Origin of the sequence: Pseudomonas sp. CBS (assembly GCF_024734645.1) — a bacterium.
Classification (GTDB): domain Bacteria; phylum Pseudomonadota; class Gammaproteobacteria; order Pseudomonadales; family Pseudomonadaceae; genus Aquipseudomonas.
In genome coordinates, this window is the sequence record NZ_CP102929.1 from 5,769,819 (window position 1) to 5,788,727 (window position 18,909).

Below are 18,909 nucleotides of genomic sequence, written 5' to 3' on the forward strand. Positions count from 1 at the left end.
AAATTAGATGAGTGCGCTCTACATGATTGTCGGCACCCTGGTTGCTCTGGGTGTGCTGGTCACCTTCCACGAATTTGGCCATTTTTGGGTCGCGCGTCGTTGCGGCGTCAAGGTGCTGCGCTTCTCCGTTGGCTTCGGCATGCCGTTGTTGCGCTGGCACGACCGTCGTGGCACCGAGTTTGTGATTGCGGCGATCCCGTTGGGCGGCTACGTCAAGATGCTGGATGAGCGCGAAGGTGAAGTACCGGCTGATCAGTTGGACCAATCCTTCAATCGCAAGACCGTTCGTCAGCGCATTGCCATCGTTGCAGCAGGGCCGATTGCCAACTTCCTGTTGGCGATGGTGTTTTTCTGGGTCCTGGCGATGCTGGGCAGCCAGCAGGTGCGGCCGGTCATTGGTGCGGTTGAAGCGGACAGCATGGCGGCCAAGGCGGGCCTGATCGCCGGGCAGGAAATTGTTTCAGTTGATGGCGAGCCAACCACCGGTTGGGGCGCGGTCAATCTGCAGTTGGTGCGTCGCCTGGGTGAAAGCGGCATCGTGAAGCTGGTGGTGCGCGATCAGGATTCCACTGCCGAAACCCCGCGCGAACTGGCCCTGGACCACTGGCTGAAGGGCTCCGATGAGCCTGATCCGATCAAGTCCCTGGGCATCCGTCCGTGGCGTCCGGCCCTGCCGCCGGTGCTGGCAGAGCTGGATCCGAAAGGGCCGGCCCAGGCCGCAGGTCTGAAAACCGGCGATCGCCTGTTGGCCCTTGATGGCCAGGTGCTGGGTGACTGGCAGCAAGTGGTGGATCTGGTGCGTGTTCGGCCTGATACCAAAATTGTGCTGAAAGTTGAGCGCGATGGTGCTCAAATCGACGTCCCTGTAACCCTGGCGGTTCGCGGGGAAGCCAAGGCGGCCGGGGGTTACCTGGGTGCCGGTGTGAAAGGTGTCGAGTGGCCACCGTCGATGGTGCGAGAGGTCAGTTTCGGGCCGTTGGCGGCAATTGGCGAGGGTGCGAGACGCACCTGGACCATGAGTGTGCTGACCCTCGATTCCCTCAAGAAAATGTTGTTCGGCGAGCTCTCGGTAAAAAACTTGAGTGGACCGATAACCATTGCTAAAGTGGCGGGCGCTTCTGCCCAGTCGGGCGTTGTAGATTTCCTGAATTTCCTGGCTTATCTGAGTATTAGCCTTGGGGTTCTGAATTTGTTGCCCATTCCAGTGTTGGATGGGGGGCATCTGTTGTTTTATCTGGTCGAGTGGGCGCGTGGTCGCCCCTTGTCGGATCGGGTGCAGGGTTGGGGGATACAGATCGGTATCAGTTTGGTGGTCGGGGTGATGTTGTTAGCTCTGGTCAACGATCTGGGACGACTGTAACGCTTCGCTGAATTGCGAATCTGCCGCATTTTGCGGCAGTTTGTTTATTGCCAGTTGGAATAAGAAAGGACTTCATGAAACGTCTGCTGCTAACTGCGGTTCTCACCGTATTGATGATCGCCGAAGTTCACGCCGAGTCCTTCACCATCTCCGATATTCGCGTCAACGGCCTCCAGCGGGTTTCCGCGGGTAGCGTCTTTGGTGCCTTGCCGTTGAACGTCGGGGAACAGGCTGATGATCGTCGCCTGGTGGAATCCACTCGTGCGCTGTTCAAAACCGGGTTCTTTCAAGATATCCAACTGGGTCGCGAAGGTAACGTCCTCGTCATCACCGTCGTCGAGCGGCCTTCTGTCGCCAGTATCGAGATCGAAGGCAACAAGGCGATCTCCACTGAAGACTTGATGAAAGGCCTCAAACAATCGGGCCTTGCCGAAGGCGAGATCTTCCAGCGTGCCACCCTCGAAGGTGTGCGTAACGAACTGCAACGCCAGTACGTTGCCCAGGGCCGTTACTCGGCAACCGTCGAGACCGAAGTGGTACCGCAGCCGCGTAACCGCGTCGGCCTGAAGGTCAACATCAACGAAGGCACCGTGGCGGCGATCCAGCACATCAACGTGGTGGGTAACACCAAGTTCTCCGATGACGACCTGGTCGACCTGTTCGAACTCAAGACCACCAACTGGCTGTCGTTCTTCAAGAACGATGACAAGTATGCTCGCGAAAAACTGTCCGGTGACCTGGAACGCCTGCGTTCCTACTACCTGGACCGTGGCTATATCAACATGGATATCGCTTCGACCCAGGTGTCCATCACCCCGGACAAGAAGCACGTCTATATCACTGTCAACGTCAACGAAGGCGAGAAGTACAAGGTTCGTGACGTCAAGCTCAGCGGTGACTTGAAAGTGCCTGAAGACCAGGTCAAGTCCCTGTTGCTGGTGCAGAAAGACCAGGTGTTCTCGCGCAAGCTGATGACCACCACGTCCGAACTGATCACCCGTCGTCTGGGTAACGAAGGCTATACCTTCGCCAACGTCAACGGCGTACCGACCCCGCACGACGAAGACCATACCGTAGACATCACCTTCGTCGTAGATCCGGGCAAGCGTGCCTACGTGAACCGCATCAACTTCCGTGGCAACACCAAGTCGGCCGACGAAGTGCTGCGTCGCGAAATGCGTCAGATGGAAGGTGGCTGGGCGTCGACTTACCTGATCGACCAGTCCAAGGTTCGCCTTGAGCGCCTGGGCTTCTTTAAGGAAGTCAACGTTGAAACCCCGGCTGTACCGGGTGTGGATGACCAGGTTGACGTGAACTACGCCGTAGAAGAACAAGCCTCCGGTTCGATTACCGCCAGCGTCGGTTTCGCCCAGAGTGCCGGTCTGATCCTGGGTGGTTCGATCACCCAGAACAACTTCCTCGGTACCGGTAACAAGGTTTCCATCGGCCTGACCCGCAGCGAATACCAGAGCCGCTATAACTTCGGTTATGTCGACCCCTACTGGACTGCTGACGGTGTGAGCCTGGGCTACAACGCCTTCTACCGCACAACCGACTACAAAGACCTCGACGTTGACGTTGCAAGCTATGCAATCGACAGCCTGGGTGTTGGCGCCAACATTGGTTACCCGATCAGTGAGACCTCGCGTCTGACCTTCGGCCTGACCGCGCAACAGGACAAGATCAAGACCGGTGTGTACACCGTGGACGAAATCTTCAACTTCGTGCGTAAAGAAGGCGACCAGTTCCTGAACTTCAAGGCTTCGGCCGGCTGGTCGGAATCGACCCTGAACAAAGGTGTACTGGCGACTCGTGGCCATTCCCAGAGCCTGACTCTGGAAGCAACCACGCCGGGCAGCGATCTGTCGTTCTTCAAACTCGACTACCGTGGCCAGTTGTTCCAGCCATTGAGCGAAAACTACACCATGCGCCTGCACACCGAATTGGGTTATGGCGATGGTTATGGTTCGACCAGCGGCTTGCCGTTCTATGAGAACTACTACGCGGGTGGTTTCAACTCGGTACGTGGTTTCAAGGACAGCACATTGGGGCCTCGTGGTACGCCAAGCCGTGGCCAGTTAGTGACCGGTAACCAGGGTACCCAGCCTGACTCGGACAACGACCCGCTGCCGTTCGGTGGTAACGTGCTGATCCAGGGTGGTGCGGAAATCCTGTTCCCGCTGCCATTCGTTAAAGATCAACGTTCCCTGCGTACTTCGGTCTTCTGGGATGTGGGTAACGTGTTCGACTCCAAGTGCGAACAGGTCACCAACCCGAATGGCTCGAAGTCCAACACGCAGTGCAACGACGTAAGTCTGAGCAACCTGGCAAGCTCTGTCGGTGTGGGCGTGACCTGGGTGACGGCGCTGGGCCCATTGAGCTTTGCTCTGGCCATGCCGATCAAGAAACCGGATAACGCTGAAACCCAGATTTTCCAATTCTCCCTCGGCCAGACGTTCTAAGCGTCTGACCCAAGATAACGACAACGGATTTGTAGGAGTGCATCGTGCGTAAGTTGACTCAATTGGTTCTCCTGGCGACTGTCCTGGTAGCGACCCCGGCCTTTGCCGAAATGAAGATTGCTGTTCTGAACTATCAGATGGCTCTGCTGGAATCCGATGCGGCCAAGAAGTACGCCGTGGATGCCGAGAAGAAATTCGGTCCTCAACTGACCAAGCTCAAGACGCTGGAAAGCAGCGCCAAGGGCATCCAGGATCGTCTGGTGGCCGGTGGCGACAAGATGCAGCAAGGCGAGCGCGAGCGTCTGGAGCTTGAATTCAAGCAAAAGGCCCGTGACTACCAGTTCCAGTCCAAGGAGCTGAACGAGGCCAAGGCTGTTGCCGACCGCGAAATGCTCAAGCAACTCAAGCCGAAACTCGACAGCGCTGTGGAAGAAGTCATCAAGAAAGGTGCCTTTGACCTGGTATTCGAACGCGGTGCAGTCATCGACGTTAAACCTCAGTACGACATCACCCGCCAGGTGATCGAGCGCATGAATCAGCTGAAGTAAGCCATGACTGCGACTATCAAGCTCGGGCAATTGGCCGAGTTCCTGGGGGCCACCTTACGTGGCTCTCCGGAGAAGGACATTACTGGGCTAGCCACCTTGCAGGAGGCTGGCCCAGCTCAGTTGAGCTTCCTGGCAAACCCCCAATACCGTAAATACCTGGGCGAAAGCCGAGCCGCAGCCGTGCTGCTGAAGGCCGCTGACGCCGAAGGGTTTACCGGGGATGCGCTGGTTGTTGCCGACCCGTACCTTGCGTATGCCCAGGCATCGCACCTGTTCGATCCGAAACCCAAGGCTGCCGCAGGTATCCATCCTTCTGCGGTTATCGCGGATGACGCGCAGGTTGACCCTGCTGCGAGCATCGGTGCTTTTGTGGTGATCGAAAGCGGCGCCCGTATCGGCGCGGGTGTAACGATAGGCGCCCAGTGCTTTATCGGCGCCCGCAGCGAGATTGGTGCCGGTGGCTGGCTGGCTCCGCGTGTGACCCTGTACCACGACGTGCGTATTGGTGAGCGTGTGGTGATTCAGTCAGGTGCCGTGATCGGTGGCGAGGGCTTCGGCTTCGCTAACTCGAAGGGTATTTGGCACAAGATTGCCCAAGTGGGCGGTGTGTTGATCGGCAATGACGTTGAAATTGGCGTCAACACCGCTGTTGACCGTGGGGCCTTGGCCGATACCGTCATTGGTAACGGCGTGAAGCTGGATAACCAGATTCAGATCGCCCATAACGTACAGATTGGCGATCACACCGCCATGGCGGCGTGCGTGGGGATTTCCGGCAGCACCAAGATTGGCAAGCATTGCATGCTCGCCGGCGGTGTTGGCCTGGTGGGCCATATTGAAGTGTGCGACAACGTATTCATCACCGGCATGACCATGGTGACCCATTCGATTACCGAACCTGGGTCCTATTCGTCCGGTACGGCCATGCAGCCTGCGGCCGAATGGCGCAAGAGCGCGGCACGTCTGAGGCAGCTCGACGATATCGCTCGGCGCCTGAAACATCTGGAAAAGCGTGTTGGGGACGTGACCCCTGGCGGTAATGCTTCATCAGATGGCTGATACCATTTCCATATCAAGTGTGCACAGCCGCTAGACTGCCTCCTTGATTTGCTAGAGGGGCGTGCCTTAGTCCGCACGCTCCCAATCTTTATTACAGGCTTCCCCCCGAAATGATGGACATCAACGAGATTCGCGAATACCTGCCTCACCGTTACCCGTTCCTGCTGGTGGACCGTGTAGTGGACCTCAATGTTGAGGAAAAGCGCATTCGTGCCTACAAGAATGTCAGCATCAACGAACCGTTCTTCAACGGTCACTTCCCTGCGCATCCCATCATGCCAGGCGTTTTGATCATCGAAGCGATGGCCCAGGCTGCCGGTATCCTTGGTTTCAAAATGCTCGACCTGAAGCCTGCCGATGGCACGCTCTACTATTTCGTGGGCTCCGACAAACTGCGCTTCCGCAACCCGGTGACCCCGGGTGACCAGTTGATCCTGGAAGCCAAGTTCATCAGTTGCAAGCGCCAGATCTGGAAGTTCGAATGCCAGGCGTCGGTCGACGGCAAGCCGGTGTGCTCGGCTGAAATCATCTGTGCGGAACGCAAACTATGAGTTTGATTGACCCTCGCGCAATCATCGATCCGACGGCCGTACTGGCCGCCGACGTTGAGGTCGGCCCTTGGTCGATCGTCGGCGCAGGTGTGGAAATCGGCGAGGGGACAGTCATCGGGCCGCATGTGATCCTCAAGGGCCCGACGCGGATTGGCAAACACAATCGCATCTATCAGTTTTCATCGATAGGCGAAGACACTCCGGACATGAAGTACAAGGGTGAAGAAACGCGTCTGGTAATCGGTGATCACAACATCATCCGTGAAGGCGTGACCATTCACCGCGGTACCGTTCAGGACCGCGCAGAGACCACCCTGGGTGATCACAACCTGGTGATGGCCTATGCGCACATCGGCCATGACAGCGTCATCGGCAACCACTGCATCCTAGTTAATAACACCGCGTTGGCTGGCCACGTGCACGTTGACGATTGGGCGATCCTGTCCGGCTTCACCCTGGTGCATCAGTACTGCCATATCGGCGCCCACAGTTTTTCCGGCATGGGTACCGCCATCGGCAAGGATGTTCCAGCATTCGTCACGGTGTTCGGCAACCCGGCCGAAGCTCGCAGCATGAACTTCGAAGGCATGCGCCGGCGGGGTTTCAGCGAAGACGCCATCCACGCCCTGCGCCGCGCCTACAAGGTGGTTTACCGCCAGGGGTTGACGGTTGACCAGGCGTTGATCGAACTGACGGAGCCAGCCGCATTGTTTCCGGAAGTCGCGATATTCCGTGACTCGATCCAGTCGTCGACTCGCGGCATCACCCGCTGATCATGGCCAAGCTGCGTATAGCGTTGGTGGCCGGAGAAGCTTCCGGCGATATTCTCGGTGCAGGCCTGATGCGGGCCCTCAAGCTCCAGCATCCTGCGGTTGAATTCATCGGTGTCGGCGGTCCGCTGATGCAGGCTGAAGGCCTCACGTCCTACTTTCCCATGGAGCGCTTGTCGGTCATGGGGCTGGTGGAAGTGTTGGGTCGGTTACGTGAGCTGCTGGCTCGCCGCAAAAAGCTGATCCAGACCCTGATCGAAGAAAAGCCCGACGTCTTTATCGGAATCGACGCTCCGGACTTCACCCTCAATATCGAACTCAAGTTGCGTCAGGCCGGGATCAAGACCGTGCATTACGTCAGCCCGTCCGTGTGGGCGTGGCGGCAAAAGCGCGTGCTGAAGATTCGCGAAGGCTGCGACCTGATGCTGACCCTGCTGCCCTTCGAGGCCCGGTTCTACGAAGAGAAGGGCGTGCCGGTGCGGTTTGTCGGGCACACCCTGGCCGACACCATTCCGCTTCAGGCCGACCGTGCTGCGGCGCGTGCCGAACTGGGCTTGCCCGACGGGCCGTTGGTCGCCTTGATGCCGGGTAGCCGTGGTGGCGAAGTCGGTCGTCTCGGCGCGCTGTTTTTTGATGCTGCCGAACGTCTGCAGGCGCTGAAGCCGGGTGTGCGCTTCGTATTGCCATGTGCCAGTCCTCAGCGCCGTGCACAAATTGAAGAATTGCTGGTCGGGCGCACCTTGCCGTTGACCCTGCTCGACGGGGGCTCGCACCTGGCACTGGCTGCGTGCGATGCGGTGCTGATCGCCTCCGGCACTGCGACCTTGGAAGCCTTGCTCTACAAACGGCCGATGGTCGTGGCCTATCGCTTGGCGCCGCTGACCTACTGGATTCTCAAGCGTATGGTCAAAAGCCCCTACATCTCCCTGCCCAATTTGCTGGCCCAGCGTCTGTTGGTGCCCGAGTTGTTGCAGGACGATGCGATGCCTGAGGCTTTGGCGCAAACCATGCTTCCGTTGATCGATGGCGGCGAAGAGCAGACCCGTGGTTTCGACGAAATCCACCGCACCTTGCGTCGTGATGCGTCGAACCAGGCGGCGGACGCTGTGCTGACCTTGATCGGCCATAAACAGGAAACCCTATGAAGACGCAAATGGGCCTGGATTTCAGCCTGGTCGCCGATGCCCTTGATCTGGTTGCCGGTGTTGACGAAGTCGGTCGCGGCCCGCTGTGCGGCGCAGTCGTCACCGCCGCAGTGATTCTCGATCCGAACCGCCCGATCCTCGGCCTGAACGATTCGAAGAAGCTCACCGAAGCCCGTCGAGAAAAACTCTACGACGAGATCTGTGAGAAAGCCCTGAGCTGGCACATCGCCCGGGCTGAGGTCGAAGAAATCGACGAACTGAACATCCTGCACGCCACCATGCTGGCCATGCAGCGCGCTATTGAAGGCCTGCACATCACGCCCAAAATGGCGATGATCGACGGCAACCGCTGCCCGAAGCTGACGATGCCGGCTGAAGCGGTGGTCAAGGGTGATAGCAAGGTGCCGGCGATTGCCGCTGCATCGATCCTGGCCAAGGTCAGCCGTGACCGTGAAATGGCGGCTTTCGAATTGATCTATCCCGGCTACGGGATTGGTGGCCATAAGGGTTACCCGACGCCCGTTCATCTGGAAGCTTTGGCTCGCCTGGGGCCGACCCCGATCCACCGCCGCTCGTTTGCCCCGGTTCGCCAGGCTTTCGAGGCTCGGGAAAGCCTGATCGAGGTTTAGCAGCAAGGCTGATGTTTTTGCCAAGGCCCGGTACAATCCGGGCCTTGTTGTCTCCACGTTTTGTACAGGATCACTATGCCGGCTTCATTCGTTCACCTGCGCCTGCACACTGAATACTCCCTGGTCGACGGCCTGGTACGGATCAAACCCCTGGTCAAAACCCTGGTGGGCATGAACATGCCTGCCGTGGCGGTGACCGACCAGAACAACATGTGCTCCCTGGTCAAGTTCTACAAGGCCGCCATGGGCGCCGGCATCAAGCCGATCTGCGGCGCCGACCTCTGGCTGTCGAACAAAGACCCGGATAACCCACTGAGCCGCATCAGCCTGTTGGCGATGAACGGCGTGGGTTATCGCAATCTCACCGAACTGATTTCCCGTGGTTTTATCGATGGCCAGCGCAACGGCTCGATCATCATCGAGCGCGAATGGGTGGCCGAGGCCAGCGAAGGGCTGATCATGCTCTCGGCGGCCAAAGAGGGTGAGATCGGCATCGCGCTGTTGGGCGGCAATCCCCACGAGGCAGAAGTGCTGGCCCGTGAGTGGATGGAGGTGTTCCCCAACCGTTTCTACCTGGAAATCCAGCGCACCAACCGCCCCAACGATGAAGAGCAGTTGCACGCCGCCGTGGCCCTGGCTGAAAAGCTTGGCGCGCCGCTGGTGGCGACCAACGATGTGCGCTTTATCAAGAAGGAAGACTTCGAGGCCCACGAAACCCGCGTATGCATCGGTGAAGGCCGGGCGCTGGACGATCCGCGCCGCTCGAAAAACTACAGCGAAGAGCAGTACCTCAAAAGCGCCGATGAAATGGCCGAGCTGTTCAGTGACCTGCCCGAGGCCCTGGAAAACTCCGTCGAAATTGCCAAGCGCTGCAATATTGAAGTGAAGCTGGGCAAGCACTTCCTGCCCAACTTCCCGATCCCCGATGGCATGACCATCGACGAGTATTTCCGCAAGGTGTCGTTCGACGGTTTGGAGGAACGCCTGAGCGTCCTGCTGCCCAAGGACACCACTGAAGATTATGAAGCCAAGCGCCAGGTCTACGTCGATCGGCTGAATTTCGAGCTGGATATCATTATCCAGATGGGGTTCCCCGGTTACTTCCTGATCGTAATGGACTTTATCCAGTGGGCCAAAAGCAACGGCGTGCCGGTGGGCCCAGGCCGTGGATCGGGTGCCGGGTCGCTGGTGGCCTATGTGCAGAAGATCACCGACCTCGACCCGCTGGAATATGACCTGCTGTTCGAACGTTTCCTTAACCCGGAACGGGTATCGATGCCCGACTTCGACGTCGACTTCTGCATGGATGGTCGCGACCGGGTTATCGAATACGTGGCCGAGAAATACGGCCGTAACGCTGTAAGCCAGATCATCACCTTCGGTTCCATGGCGGCGAAAGCGGTAATCCGCGACGTGGCCCGGGTGCAGGGCAAGTCCTACGGCCTGGCAGACCGTCTGTCGAAGATGATCCCGTTCGAAGTCGGCATGACCCTGGAAAAAGCCTACGAGCAGGAAGAAATCCTGCGGGACTTCATCAAGGTCGATGAAGAAGCGGCTGAAATCTGGGACATGGCGCGCAAGCTCGAAGGCGTGGTGCGTAACGTCGGTAAACACGCCGGTGGTGTGGTTATCGCGCCCACCAAACTGACTGACTTTTCGCCGATCTATTGCGATGAAGAAGGCGACGGCCTGGTAACCCAGTTCGACAAGGATGACGTGGAGGCGGCCGGCCTGGTGAAGTTCGACTTCCTCGGCCTGCGGACCCTGACGATCATCGACTGGGCGCTCAAGACCATCAATCGCGACCGCGCCAAGGTCAACGAGCCACCGCTGGATATCGCGTTTATCCCGCTGGACGACAAACCGACCTACAGCCTGCTGCAAAAGGCTGAAACCACAGCCGTGTTCCAGCTTGAATCCCGCGGCATGAAAGAGCTGATCAAAAAGCTCAAGCCCGACTGCCTGGAAGACTTGATCGCACTGGTGGCCCTGTTCCGTCCGGGCCCGCTGCAATCGGGCATGGTGGATGACTTCATCAACCGTAAGCACGGGCGTGCCGAACTGGCTTACCCGCACTCCGACTACCAGTACGAAGGCCTCAAGCCGGTACTGGCACCGACCTACGGCATCATTCTGTATCAAGAACAGGTGATGCAGATTGCCCAGGTCATGGCCGGCTATACCCTGGGCGGCGCGGACATGCTGCGTCGAGCCATGGGTAAGAAAAAGCCCGAGGAGATGGCCAAGCAGCGCGGTGGCTTCATTGAGGGTTGCGCCACCAACAATATCGACGCCGACCTGGCCGGTAACATCTTCGACCTGGTAGAGAAATTCGCCGGTTACGGCTTCAACAAATCCCACTCCGCCGCCTACGGCCTGGTGTCGTACCAGACGGCCTGGCTGAAGGCTCACTACCCGGCGCCGTTCATGGCCGCGGTACTGTCTGCGGATATGCACAACACCGACAAGGTCGTGACCTTGATCGAAGAAGTGCGGACCATGAAGCTGCGCCTCGACGCGCCGGACGTGAACACCTCCGAGTTCAAGTTCACGGTAAACGACGAAGGCCGCATCATTTATGGCCTCGGTGCGATCAAGGGCGTGGGCGAAGGTCCGGTGGAGGCGATTACCGAAGCGCGTCAGGACGGGCCGTTCAAGGACCTGTTCGACTTCTGCGCCCGGGTTGACCTCAAGCGCATCAACAAACGTACCCTGGATGGCTTGATCCGCAGCGGCGCCCTGGATCGTCTGGGCCCGTATTTCCATGATGAGCCGAAGGCGTACCAGGCCAATATCGACCGCAACCGCGCGGTATTGCTGACCGCCATGGAAGAAGCGATCAAGGCCGCCGAGCAGACCGCGCGCACCCACGACAGCGGCCACGCCGACCTGTTTGGCGGGCTGTTCGTCGAAGAAGACGCCGACGTCTACGCCAACCATCGCAAGGCCAAGGACCTGACCCTCAAGGAGCGCCTCAAGGGCGAGAAGGACACCCTGGGCCTGTACCTCACCGGTCACCCGATTGACGAATACGAAGGTGAAATCCGGCGTTTCGCCCGCCAGCGCATCATCGACCTGAAGCCGGCGCGGGACACCCAGACCGTCGCGGGCATGATCATCGCGCTGCGGGTGATGAAGAATAAAAAGGGCGACAAGATGGGCTTCATCACCCTCGACGACCGCTCGGGCCGGATCGAAGCGTCGCTGTTTGCCGATGCATTCCACTCCGCCCAGTCGCTGTTGCAGACCGACGCGATGGTGGTGGTGGAAGGGGAGGTCAGCAACGACGACTTCTCCGGCGGCCTGCGCCTGCGGATCAAGCGCGTGATGAGCATGGAAGATGCTCGCACCAACCTGGCCGAAAGCCTGCGCTTGAAGGTCAAGACCGATGCGCTCAAAGGTGATCAGCTACGCTGGTTGGGTGACTTGCTTAAACGCCACCGTGGCGCCTGCCCGGTGACCATGGAGTACACCCGCGACGATGCCAAGGCGATGTTGCAGTTTGGTGAGACGTGGCGAATTGACCCCGCGGATGGCTTGATTCAAGCATTGCGTGACCAGTTCGGGCGTGACAACGTCTTCCTCCAATACCGTTGACGGTCAGGCCGTACAAAGAACGCCTGATCTCGACCGAACATTTAATCTCGACCTAACCGCGCCTCTCCCTTAAGGTAGGGCGCGAATAGACAACCGGCTGGCCAGGCACCCCTTGGCCGTCGACCCAAGACGGACGCTTATGAACCCGAATTTTCTTGATTTCGAACAGCCGATCGCTGACCTGCAAGCCAAGATCGAAGAGCTGCGCCTGGTCGGCAATGACAATTCGCTGAATATCGGCGATGAAATCGCTCGCCTGCAAGACAAGAGCAGCACGCTTACCGAAGACATCTTCGGCAAGCTGACCAGCTGGCAGATCGCGCGCCTGGCCCGCCACCCGCGCCGTCCGTACACCCTGGACTACATCGAGCACATCTTCACCGAGTTCGATGAACTGCACGGCGACCGTCACTTCTCCGACGACGCTGCCATCGTGGGCGGTATCGCTCGCCTGGACGACCAGCCAGTGATGGTGATCGGTCACCAGAAAGGCCGTGAAGTGCGCGAGAAAGTCCGTCGCAACTTCGGCATGCCGCGCCCGGAAGGCTACCGTAAGGCTTGCCGCCTGATGGAAATGGCCGAGCGTTTCAAGATGCCGATCCTGACCTTCATCGACACCCCGGGCGCGTACCCGGGTATCGACGCTGAAGAGCGCAACCAGAGCGAAGCGATTGCCTGGAACCTGCGGGTGATGGCTCGCCTGAAGACTCCGATCATCGCTACCGTGATCGGCGAAGGCGGTTCCGGCGGTGCATTGGCCATTGGCGTCTGCGACCAACTGAACATGCTGCAATATTCGACCTACGCGGTGATCTCGCCGGAAGGTTGCGCCTCGATCCTGTGGAAAACCGCCGAGAAAGCGCCGGATGCCGCTGAAGCCATGGGCATCACTGCTGATCGCCTGAAAGGCCTGGGTATCGTGGACAAAGTGATCGCCGAGCCATTGGGCGGCGCCCACCGTGACCCGGCTGCCGCTGCCGCGACCATTCGTGCTGAACTCAGCTCGCAACTGGCGATGCTCAAGAAGTTCGACAACGAGGCGCTGCTGGCCCGTCGTTACGAGCGCCTGATGAGCTACGGTCTCTAAGCCGACGCGTTACCAAATGCGGGAGCGGGCTTGTGTGGGAGCGGGCTTGCTCGCGAAGGCGGTGATTCAGTCAATATAGTTGGCGACTGACACACTGCATTCGCGAGCAAGCCCGCTCCCACATTTGCTTTGTGTATGCTGGGTTATCGCATTCCAGATTGATGGCGTACTTTGCTATGAAGCCCACCTTAACCGCCAAGCTCCTGCAAGCCGTCGCCCCCTGGCGCAACGCCCCGGCCTGGCATATCGCCTTCTCCGGCGGCCTCGACTCCACCGTCCTGCTGCACCTCCTGGCCACGCTGGCCAAAACCGAAAAGCTTCCGCCACTCAGTGCGCTTCATGTTCATCATGGGCTGCAGGCTGCGGCTGACGCGTGGCCGGCCCATTGCCAGGCCGTGTGTGACGCCCTGGGCGTTCCCCTGCAAGTGATCCGCGTGCAGGTGCAACCTGGCGCAAGCCTGGAGCGCGCGGCACGTGAAGCGCGGTATCAGGCGTTTGCCGAGGTCATCGAGGCAGGGGAGTTGCTGATCACGGGCCAGCACCGCGACGACCAGGCCGAAACCTTGCTGTTTCGCTTGTTGCGTGGCGCTGGCGTGCGTGGGCTGGCGGCGATGCCTGCACAGCGCCCACTGGCGACCGGCTACGTGGTGCGGCCCTTGCTGGATGTATCCCGCGCCGACCTGGAAGCCTACGCCCGCGAGCATCAATTGGACTGGATCGAAGACCCGTCCAACGCCGATCCGCGTTTCTCCCGCAATTACCTGCGCCACCATGTTTTCCCGCGCCTGACCGAACGTTGGCCCCAAGCCGTCAGCACCATGGCTCGCAGCGCCGAACATTTGAGCGAAGCCCTGGGCTTGCTCGACGAACTGGCGCAGATGGACCTGCTGGCCGCCAGCCAGCACCCGGTGTTCCCCTGGCTGGCATTGCCTTCGCTGACCCTTGAACCGCTTGCCGCGCTCTCCGAGGCCCGCCAGCGCAACGCACTCAGGCACTGGCTGACACCGCTGACGCGCTTGCCCGACAGCGAGCACTGGGCCGGCTGGGCGACCTTGCGCGACGCCAGACACGATGCACAGCCGCTGTGGCGCCTGGCCGACGGTGAATTGCACCGTTGCGGTGGGCATATCTGGTGGTTACCCGCCAGTTGGTCGGAATTTTCTGACGCATCGGTGAGCTGGCCACAGCCGCAAAACCCACTACAGTTACCCGGTAACGGCCACCTTCGCTTCAGTGGCAGCGCACCGGAAGGCCCCCTGAGCATCCGTTATCGCCAAGGCGGTGAAATCATGGAATTGCCAGGCCGGGGCCGGCGTGACCTGAAGCGGTTGCTTAATGAAAGTGCGGTGCCAGGCTTCATCCGTGGCAGATTGCCGCTGCTGTATCAGGGCCAACAATTGCTGGCTGTGGCCAACCTGCCGGGGCTTGCGGCGGGTGGCGGTACCGGCTGGCAATTACATTGGGCGCCACCAACCTGCGATCAAGGTTTGAGCTGATAGAGCCTTTCCGGTAGACTACGCTCCCTTCTTGATACAACTTCTGTGGATTCGCCTGAATCGCAGCAGTTGCCGATTACCAAGCAGTCTTTGCTGGGCGATTCCAAAAAATGTGTAGCGATCAACGTACCGGTATTTCATTGCTGGTCTGTCACAACGCGGCGGTTTTTTTGAAAGGTGCACTGTGATTAATGCAGGTGATCGGGGGCTTCGGCCTTCCTTCGCTTTCCCCGGCGGCTCGGACCGCTTTAACGCAGACTTCTAGGGTTTTTCATGACGCGCTACATATTCGTCACGGGCGGTGTTGTTTCTTCATTGGGGAAAGGCATTGCCTCCGCTTCATTGGCGGCCATCCTGGAGGCGCGGGGACTTAAGGTCACCATGCTCAAGCTGGACCCGTACATCAACGTTGACCCGGGCACCATGAGCCCGTTCCAGCACGGTGAAGTGTTCGTCACTCACGACGGCGCCGAGACCGACCTGGACCTGGGCCACTACGAGCGGTTCATCCGCACGACCATGACCCAGAACAACAACTTCACCACCGGCCGTGTCTACGAGCACGTGCTGCGCAAGGAGCGCCGTGGTGACTACCTGGGTGCAACCATCCAGGTGATCCCGCACATCACCGACGAAATCAAGCGCCGCATCATCAAGGGTGCAGGCGATGCCGACGTGGCGATGGTCGAGATCGGTGGCACCGTAGGTGACATCGAGTCCCAACCGTTCCTCGAAGCCATCCGCCAGTTGCGTTTCGAAGTCGGCGCCAAGCGCGCGATGCTGATGCACCTGACACTGGTGCCCTACATCGCCACCGCCGGCGAAACCAAAACCAAGCCTACCCAGCACTCGGTCAAGGAACTGCGTTCCATCGGCCTGCAGCCGGACGTGCTGGTGTGCCGCTCCGACCACGCGATCGACATCGCGTCCCGTCGCAAGATCGCCCAGTTCACCAACGTTGAAGAACGTGCGGTGATCGCCCTGGAAGACGCCGACACCATCTACAAGATCCCGGGCATCCTGCATTCCCAGGGGCTGGATGATTTTGTCGTCGAGCGTTTCGGCCTGCAGTGTGGCGGCGCCGATCTGTCCGAGTGGGAAGCCGTGGTCGACGCCAAGCTCAACCCTGAGCATGAAGTCACCATCGCCATGGTCGGCAAGTACATGGAGCTGCTGGACGCCTACAAGTCGCTGATCGAAGCGATGAGCCACGCGGGCATCAGCAACCGTACCAAGGTCAACCTGCGCTACATCGACTCCGAAGACATCGAGAACCAGGGCACTGCGCTGCTGGAAGGCGTTGACGCCATCCTGGTTCCTGGCGGCTTCGGTCTGCGTGGCGTGGAAGGCAAGATCACTGCCGTCCAGTACGCTCGTGAGAACAAGGTGCCATACCTGGGTATCTGCCTGGGCATGCAAGTGGCGGTCATCGAGTTCGCCCGTAACGTCATGGGCTGGAAAGACGCCAACTCCACCGAGTTCGATCGCACCAGCGGCCACCCGGTCGTGGGCCTGATCACCGAGTGGGAAGATGCCACCGGCGCCGTCGAAACCCGTACCGAAGCGTCCGACCTGGGCGGCACCATGCGCCTCGGCGCGCAGGATTGCCTGCTGGAGCCGGGTTCGCTGGTTCACGATTGCTACGGCAAGGACGTGATCGTCGAGCGTCACCGTCACCGCTACGAAGTGAACAACAACCTGCTGCCGAAAATCATGGAAGCCGGCCTGAAGATCTCCGGTCGTTCCGGTGATGGCGCACTGGTTGAAGTGGTTGAAGCACCGGATCATCCTTGGTTCGTGGCTTGCCAGTTCCACCCGGAGTTCACATCGACCCCGCGCGATGGTCACCCGTTGTTCAGCGGCTTCGTTAAAGCAGCACTGACGCAACATCAGAAGAAGGCGTAAACCTGATGGCCCAGAAGATCATTCGCGTAGGCGACATCGAGATTGCCAACGACAAACCCATGGTGCTGTTCGGCGGCATGAACGTGCTGGAAAGCCGCGACATGGCGATGCAGGTCTGTGAAGAGTACGTGAAGGTGACCGAGAAACTCGGTATCCCTTACGTGTTCAAGGCCAGCTTCGACAAGGCCAACCGTTCGTCCGTGACCTCCTATCGCGGCCCGGGCCTTGAAGAAGGCATGCGGATCTTCCAGGACATCAAGCAAGCCTTCGGCGTGCCGATCATCACCGACGTCCACGAGCCTGAGCAGGCTGCCGTGGTCGCCGAGGTGTGCGACATCATCCAGTTGCCGGCCTTCCTGTCGCGCCAGACCGACCTCGTGGTCGCCATGGCCAAGACCGGCGCTGTGATCAATATCAAGAAAGCCCAGTTCCTCGCACCCCAGGAGATGAAACACATCCTGAACAAGTGCGTGGAAGCGGGTAACGACCAGTTGATCCTCTGCGAGCGCGGTTCGAGCTTCGGCTACAACAACCTTGTGGTGGACATGCTCGGTTTCGGCATCATGAAACAGTTCGAATACCCAGTGTTCTTCGACGTGACCCACGCGCTGCAAATGCCCGGTGGTCGCGCCGATTCCGCTGGCGGGCGCCGTGCCCAGGTACTGGACCTGGCCAAGGCCGGCATCAGCCAGTCCCTGGCAGGCCTGTTCCTGGAAGCCCACCCGGACCCGGACAACGCCAAGTGCGACGGCCCATGCGCCCTGCGCCTGGACAAGCTGGAGCCATTCCTGGCCCAGTTGAAGCAGTTGGACGACCTGGTCAAGAGTTTTCCGACGGTAGAGACCGCGTAAGCGCCAATTCTCCGGTAGACTTTCCCTCGCTTTACGCTCAGGCCCGCAGGCCTGAGCCTTGTCGCCTGCAAGCCTGCCCGTTGTTCCACCCTTGCGGTCGGTCAAAAGATTTCCTTCAGCTGCGTCGTTTTCGTCAACTTTGGAGTGTTTACAACAATGGCAAAAATCGTCGACATCAAAGGTCGTGAAGTTCTCGACTCCCGTGGCAACCCTACCGTCGAAGCCGACGTGCTTCTCGATAACGGCATCATCGGCAGCGCCTGCGCGCCGTCCGGTGCTTCCACAGGTTCCCGCGAAGCACTGGAACTGCGTGATGGCGACAAGAGCCGTTACCTGGGCAAGGGCGTACTCAAGGCAGTCGCCAACATCAATGGCCCGATCCGCGACCTGCTGCTGGGCAAGGATCCGCTGGACCAGAAAGCCCTCGATCACGCGATGATCAAGCTCGACGGTACTGAAAACAAAGGCAGCCTCGGCGCTAACGCCATCCTCGCCGTGTCCCTGGCTGCCGCCAAGGCTGCTGCGCAGGACCAGGACCTGCCGCTGTACGCCCACATCGCCAACCTGAACGGTACCCCGGGTGTTTACTCGATGCCGGTTCCGATGATGAACATCATCAACGGTGGCGAGCACGCTGATAACAACGTCGACATCCAGGAATTCATGGTGCAGCCGGTTGGCGCCAAGACCTTCTCCGAAGGCCTGCGCATGGGCACCGAGATTTTTCACCACCTCAAGGCTGTACTGAAGGCCCGTGGCCTGAGCACTGCCGTGGGTGATGAAGGTGGCTTCGCGCCGAACCTGGCGTCCAACGAAGATGCACTGAAAGTGATCTCCGAAGCTGTGGCCAACGCTGGCTACAAGCTGGGCACTGACGTGACCCTGGCCCTGGACTGCGCGGCCAGCGAATTCTACGAAGACGGCAAGTACAACCTGTCCGGTGAAGGCCACGTATTCACCTCGGAAGGTTTTGCTGATTACCTCAAGGGCCTGACCGAGCGCTACCCGATCATCTCGATCGAAGACGGCCTGGACGAGTCCGACTGGGCTGGCTGGAAAGTGCTGACCGACAAGATCGGCGAGAAGATCCAGCTGGTGGGCGACGACCTGTTCGTGACCAACACCAAGATCCTGAAAGAAGGCATCGACAAGAAGATCGCCAACTCGATCCTGATCAAGTTCAACCAGATCGGCACCCTGACCGAAACCCTGGAAGCCATCCAGATGGCCAAGGCTGCGGGCTACACTGCCGTGATCTCCCACCGCTCCGGCGAAACCGAAGATTCGACCATTGCCGACCTGGCCGTGGGCACTTCGGCTGGGCAGATCAAGACCGGTTCCCTGTGCCGTTCCGATCGCGTTTCCAAGTACAACCAATTGCTGCGTATCGAAGAGCAACTGGGCGGCAAAGCCAAGTACAACGGTCGCAGCGAGTTTCGCGGCTGATTG

Annotated in this window: 14 protein-coding genes; all 14 read left to right on the plus strand. The window is 59.5% G+C overall.

Annotated elements, in window-relative coordinates; all coding sequences use genetic code 11:
* Positions 1-7 precede the first annotated feature (7 nt).
* Positions 8-1,360 carry a sigma E protease regulator RseP gene (gene rseP / locus NVB75_RS26280; RefSeq protein ID WP_258343996.1) on the plus strand — a complete coding sequence of 451 codons (1,353 nt, stop codon included), beginning with the start codon at positions 8-10 and terminating at the stop codon, positions 1,358-1,360.
* Positions 1,361-1,434: 74 nt separating this feature from the next.
* Entirely contained in the window at positions 1,435-3,822 is a 2,388-nt protein-coding gene (bamA, locus tag NVB75_RS26285; RefSeq protein WP_258343997.1) for an outer membrane protein assembly factor BamA, read from the plus strand.
* Positions 3,823-3,866: 44 nt separating this feature from the next.
* Positions 3,867-4,370 carry an OmpH family outer membrane protein gene (locus NVB75_RS26290; protein WP_003219314.1) on the plus strand — a complete coding sequence of 168 codons (504 nt, stop codon included), beginning with the start codon at positions 3,867-3,869 and terminating at the stop codon, positions 4,368-4,370.
* A 3-nt stretch (positions 4,371-4,373) separates the two neighbouring features.
* Positions 4,374-5,429, plus strand: coding sequence for a UDP-3-O-(3-hydroxymyristoyl)glucosamine N-acyltransferase (gene lpxD / locus NVB75_RS26295; RefSeq protein WP_258343998.1), 1,056 nt, complete (start codon positions 4,374-4,376; stop codon positions 5,427-5,429).
* A gap of 110 nt (positions 5,430-5,539) precedes the next feature.
* Positions 5,540-5,980, plus strand: a complete 441-nt coding sequence (fabZ, locus tag NVB75_RS26300) for a 3-hydroxyacyl-ACP dehydratase FabZ (protein WP_003172281.1) — start codon at positions 5,540-5,542, stop codon at positions 5,978-5,980.
* A complete protein-coding gene (gene lpxA, locus NVB75_RS26305; protein ID WP_003219308.1) occupies positions 5,977-6,753 on the plus strand; it encodes an acyl-ACP--UDP-N-acetylglucosamine O-acyltransferase in 777 nt (258 codons plus the stop codon). Before fabZ ends, lpxA begins: the two co-directional genes overlap by 4 nt.
* 2 nt (positions 6,754-6,755) lie before the next feature.
* The gene (gene lpxB / locus NVB75_RS26310) at positions 6,756-7,895 is read left to right on the plus strand and encodes a lipid-A-disaccharide synthase (protein WP_258344000.1); all 1,140 of its coding nucleotides are present in this window, start codon (positions 6,756-6,758) and stop codon (positions 7,893-7,895) included.
* Positions 7,892-8,524 carry a ribonuclease HII gene (gene rnhB, locus NVB75_RS26315; RefSeq protein ID WP_177008895.1) on the plus strand — a complete coding sequence of 211 codons (633 nt, stop codon included), beginning with the start codon at positions 7,892-7,894 and terminating at the stop codon, positions 8,522-8,524. The genes lpxB and rnhB overlap by 4 nt, the downstream gene beginning before the upstream one ends.
* Before the next feature lie 75 nt (positions 8,525-8,599).
* Positions 8,600-12,121: a DNA polymerase III subunit alpha gene (gene dnaE, locus NVB75_RS26320; protein WP_063032894.1), complete on the plus strand. Its 3,522-nt coding sequence runs from the start codon at positions 8,600-8,602 to the stop codon at positions 12,119-12,121.
* 139 nt (positions 12,122-12,260) lie between these two features.
* Positions 12,261-13,208 (plus strand): acetyl-CoA carboxylase carboxyltransferase subunit alpha, encoded by a 948-nt coding sequence (locus tag NVB75_RS26325; RefSeq protein ID WP_010176746.1) that lies wholly within the window; start codon positions 12,261-12,263, stop codon positions 13,206-13,208.
* Between the two features lie 176 nt (positions 13,209-13,384).
* Positions 13,385-14,704 (plus strand): tRNA lysidine(34) synthetase TilS, encoded by a 1,320-nt coding sequence (gene tilS / locus NVB75_RS26330; RefSeq protein ID WP_258344001.1) that lies wholly within the window; start codon positions 13,385-13,387, stop codon positions 14,702-14,704.
* Between the two features lie 273 nt (positions 14,705-14,977).
* The gene (locus tag NVB75_RS26335; RefSeq protein ID WP_003219298.1) at positions 14,978-16,609 is read left to right on the plus strand and encodes a CTP synthase; all 1,632 of its coding nucleotides are present in this window, start codon (positions 14,978-14,980) and stop codon (positions 16,607-16,609) included.
* Positions 16,610-16,614: 5 nt separating this feature from the next.
* Entirely contained in the window at positions 16,615-17,460 is an 846-nt protein-coding gene (kdsA, locus tag NVB75_RS26340; RefSeq protein ID WP_003219295.1) for a 3-deoxy-8-phosphooctulonate synthase, read from the plus strand.
* Between the two features lie 156 nt (positions 17,461-17,616).
* The gene (eno, locus tag NVB75_RS26345; RefSeq protein ID WP_003219294.1) at positions 17,617-18,906 is read left to right on the plus strand and encodes a phosphopyruvate hydratase; all 1,290 of its coding nucleotides are present in this window, start codon (positions 17,617-17,619) and stop codon (positions 18,904-18,906) included.
* Positions 18,907-18,909: the final 3 nt, after the last annotated feature.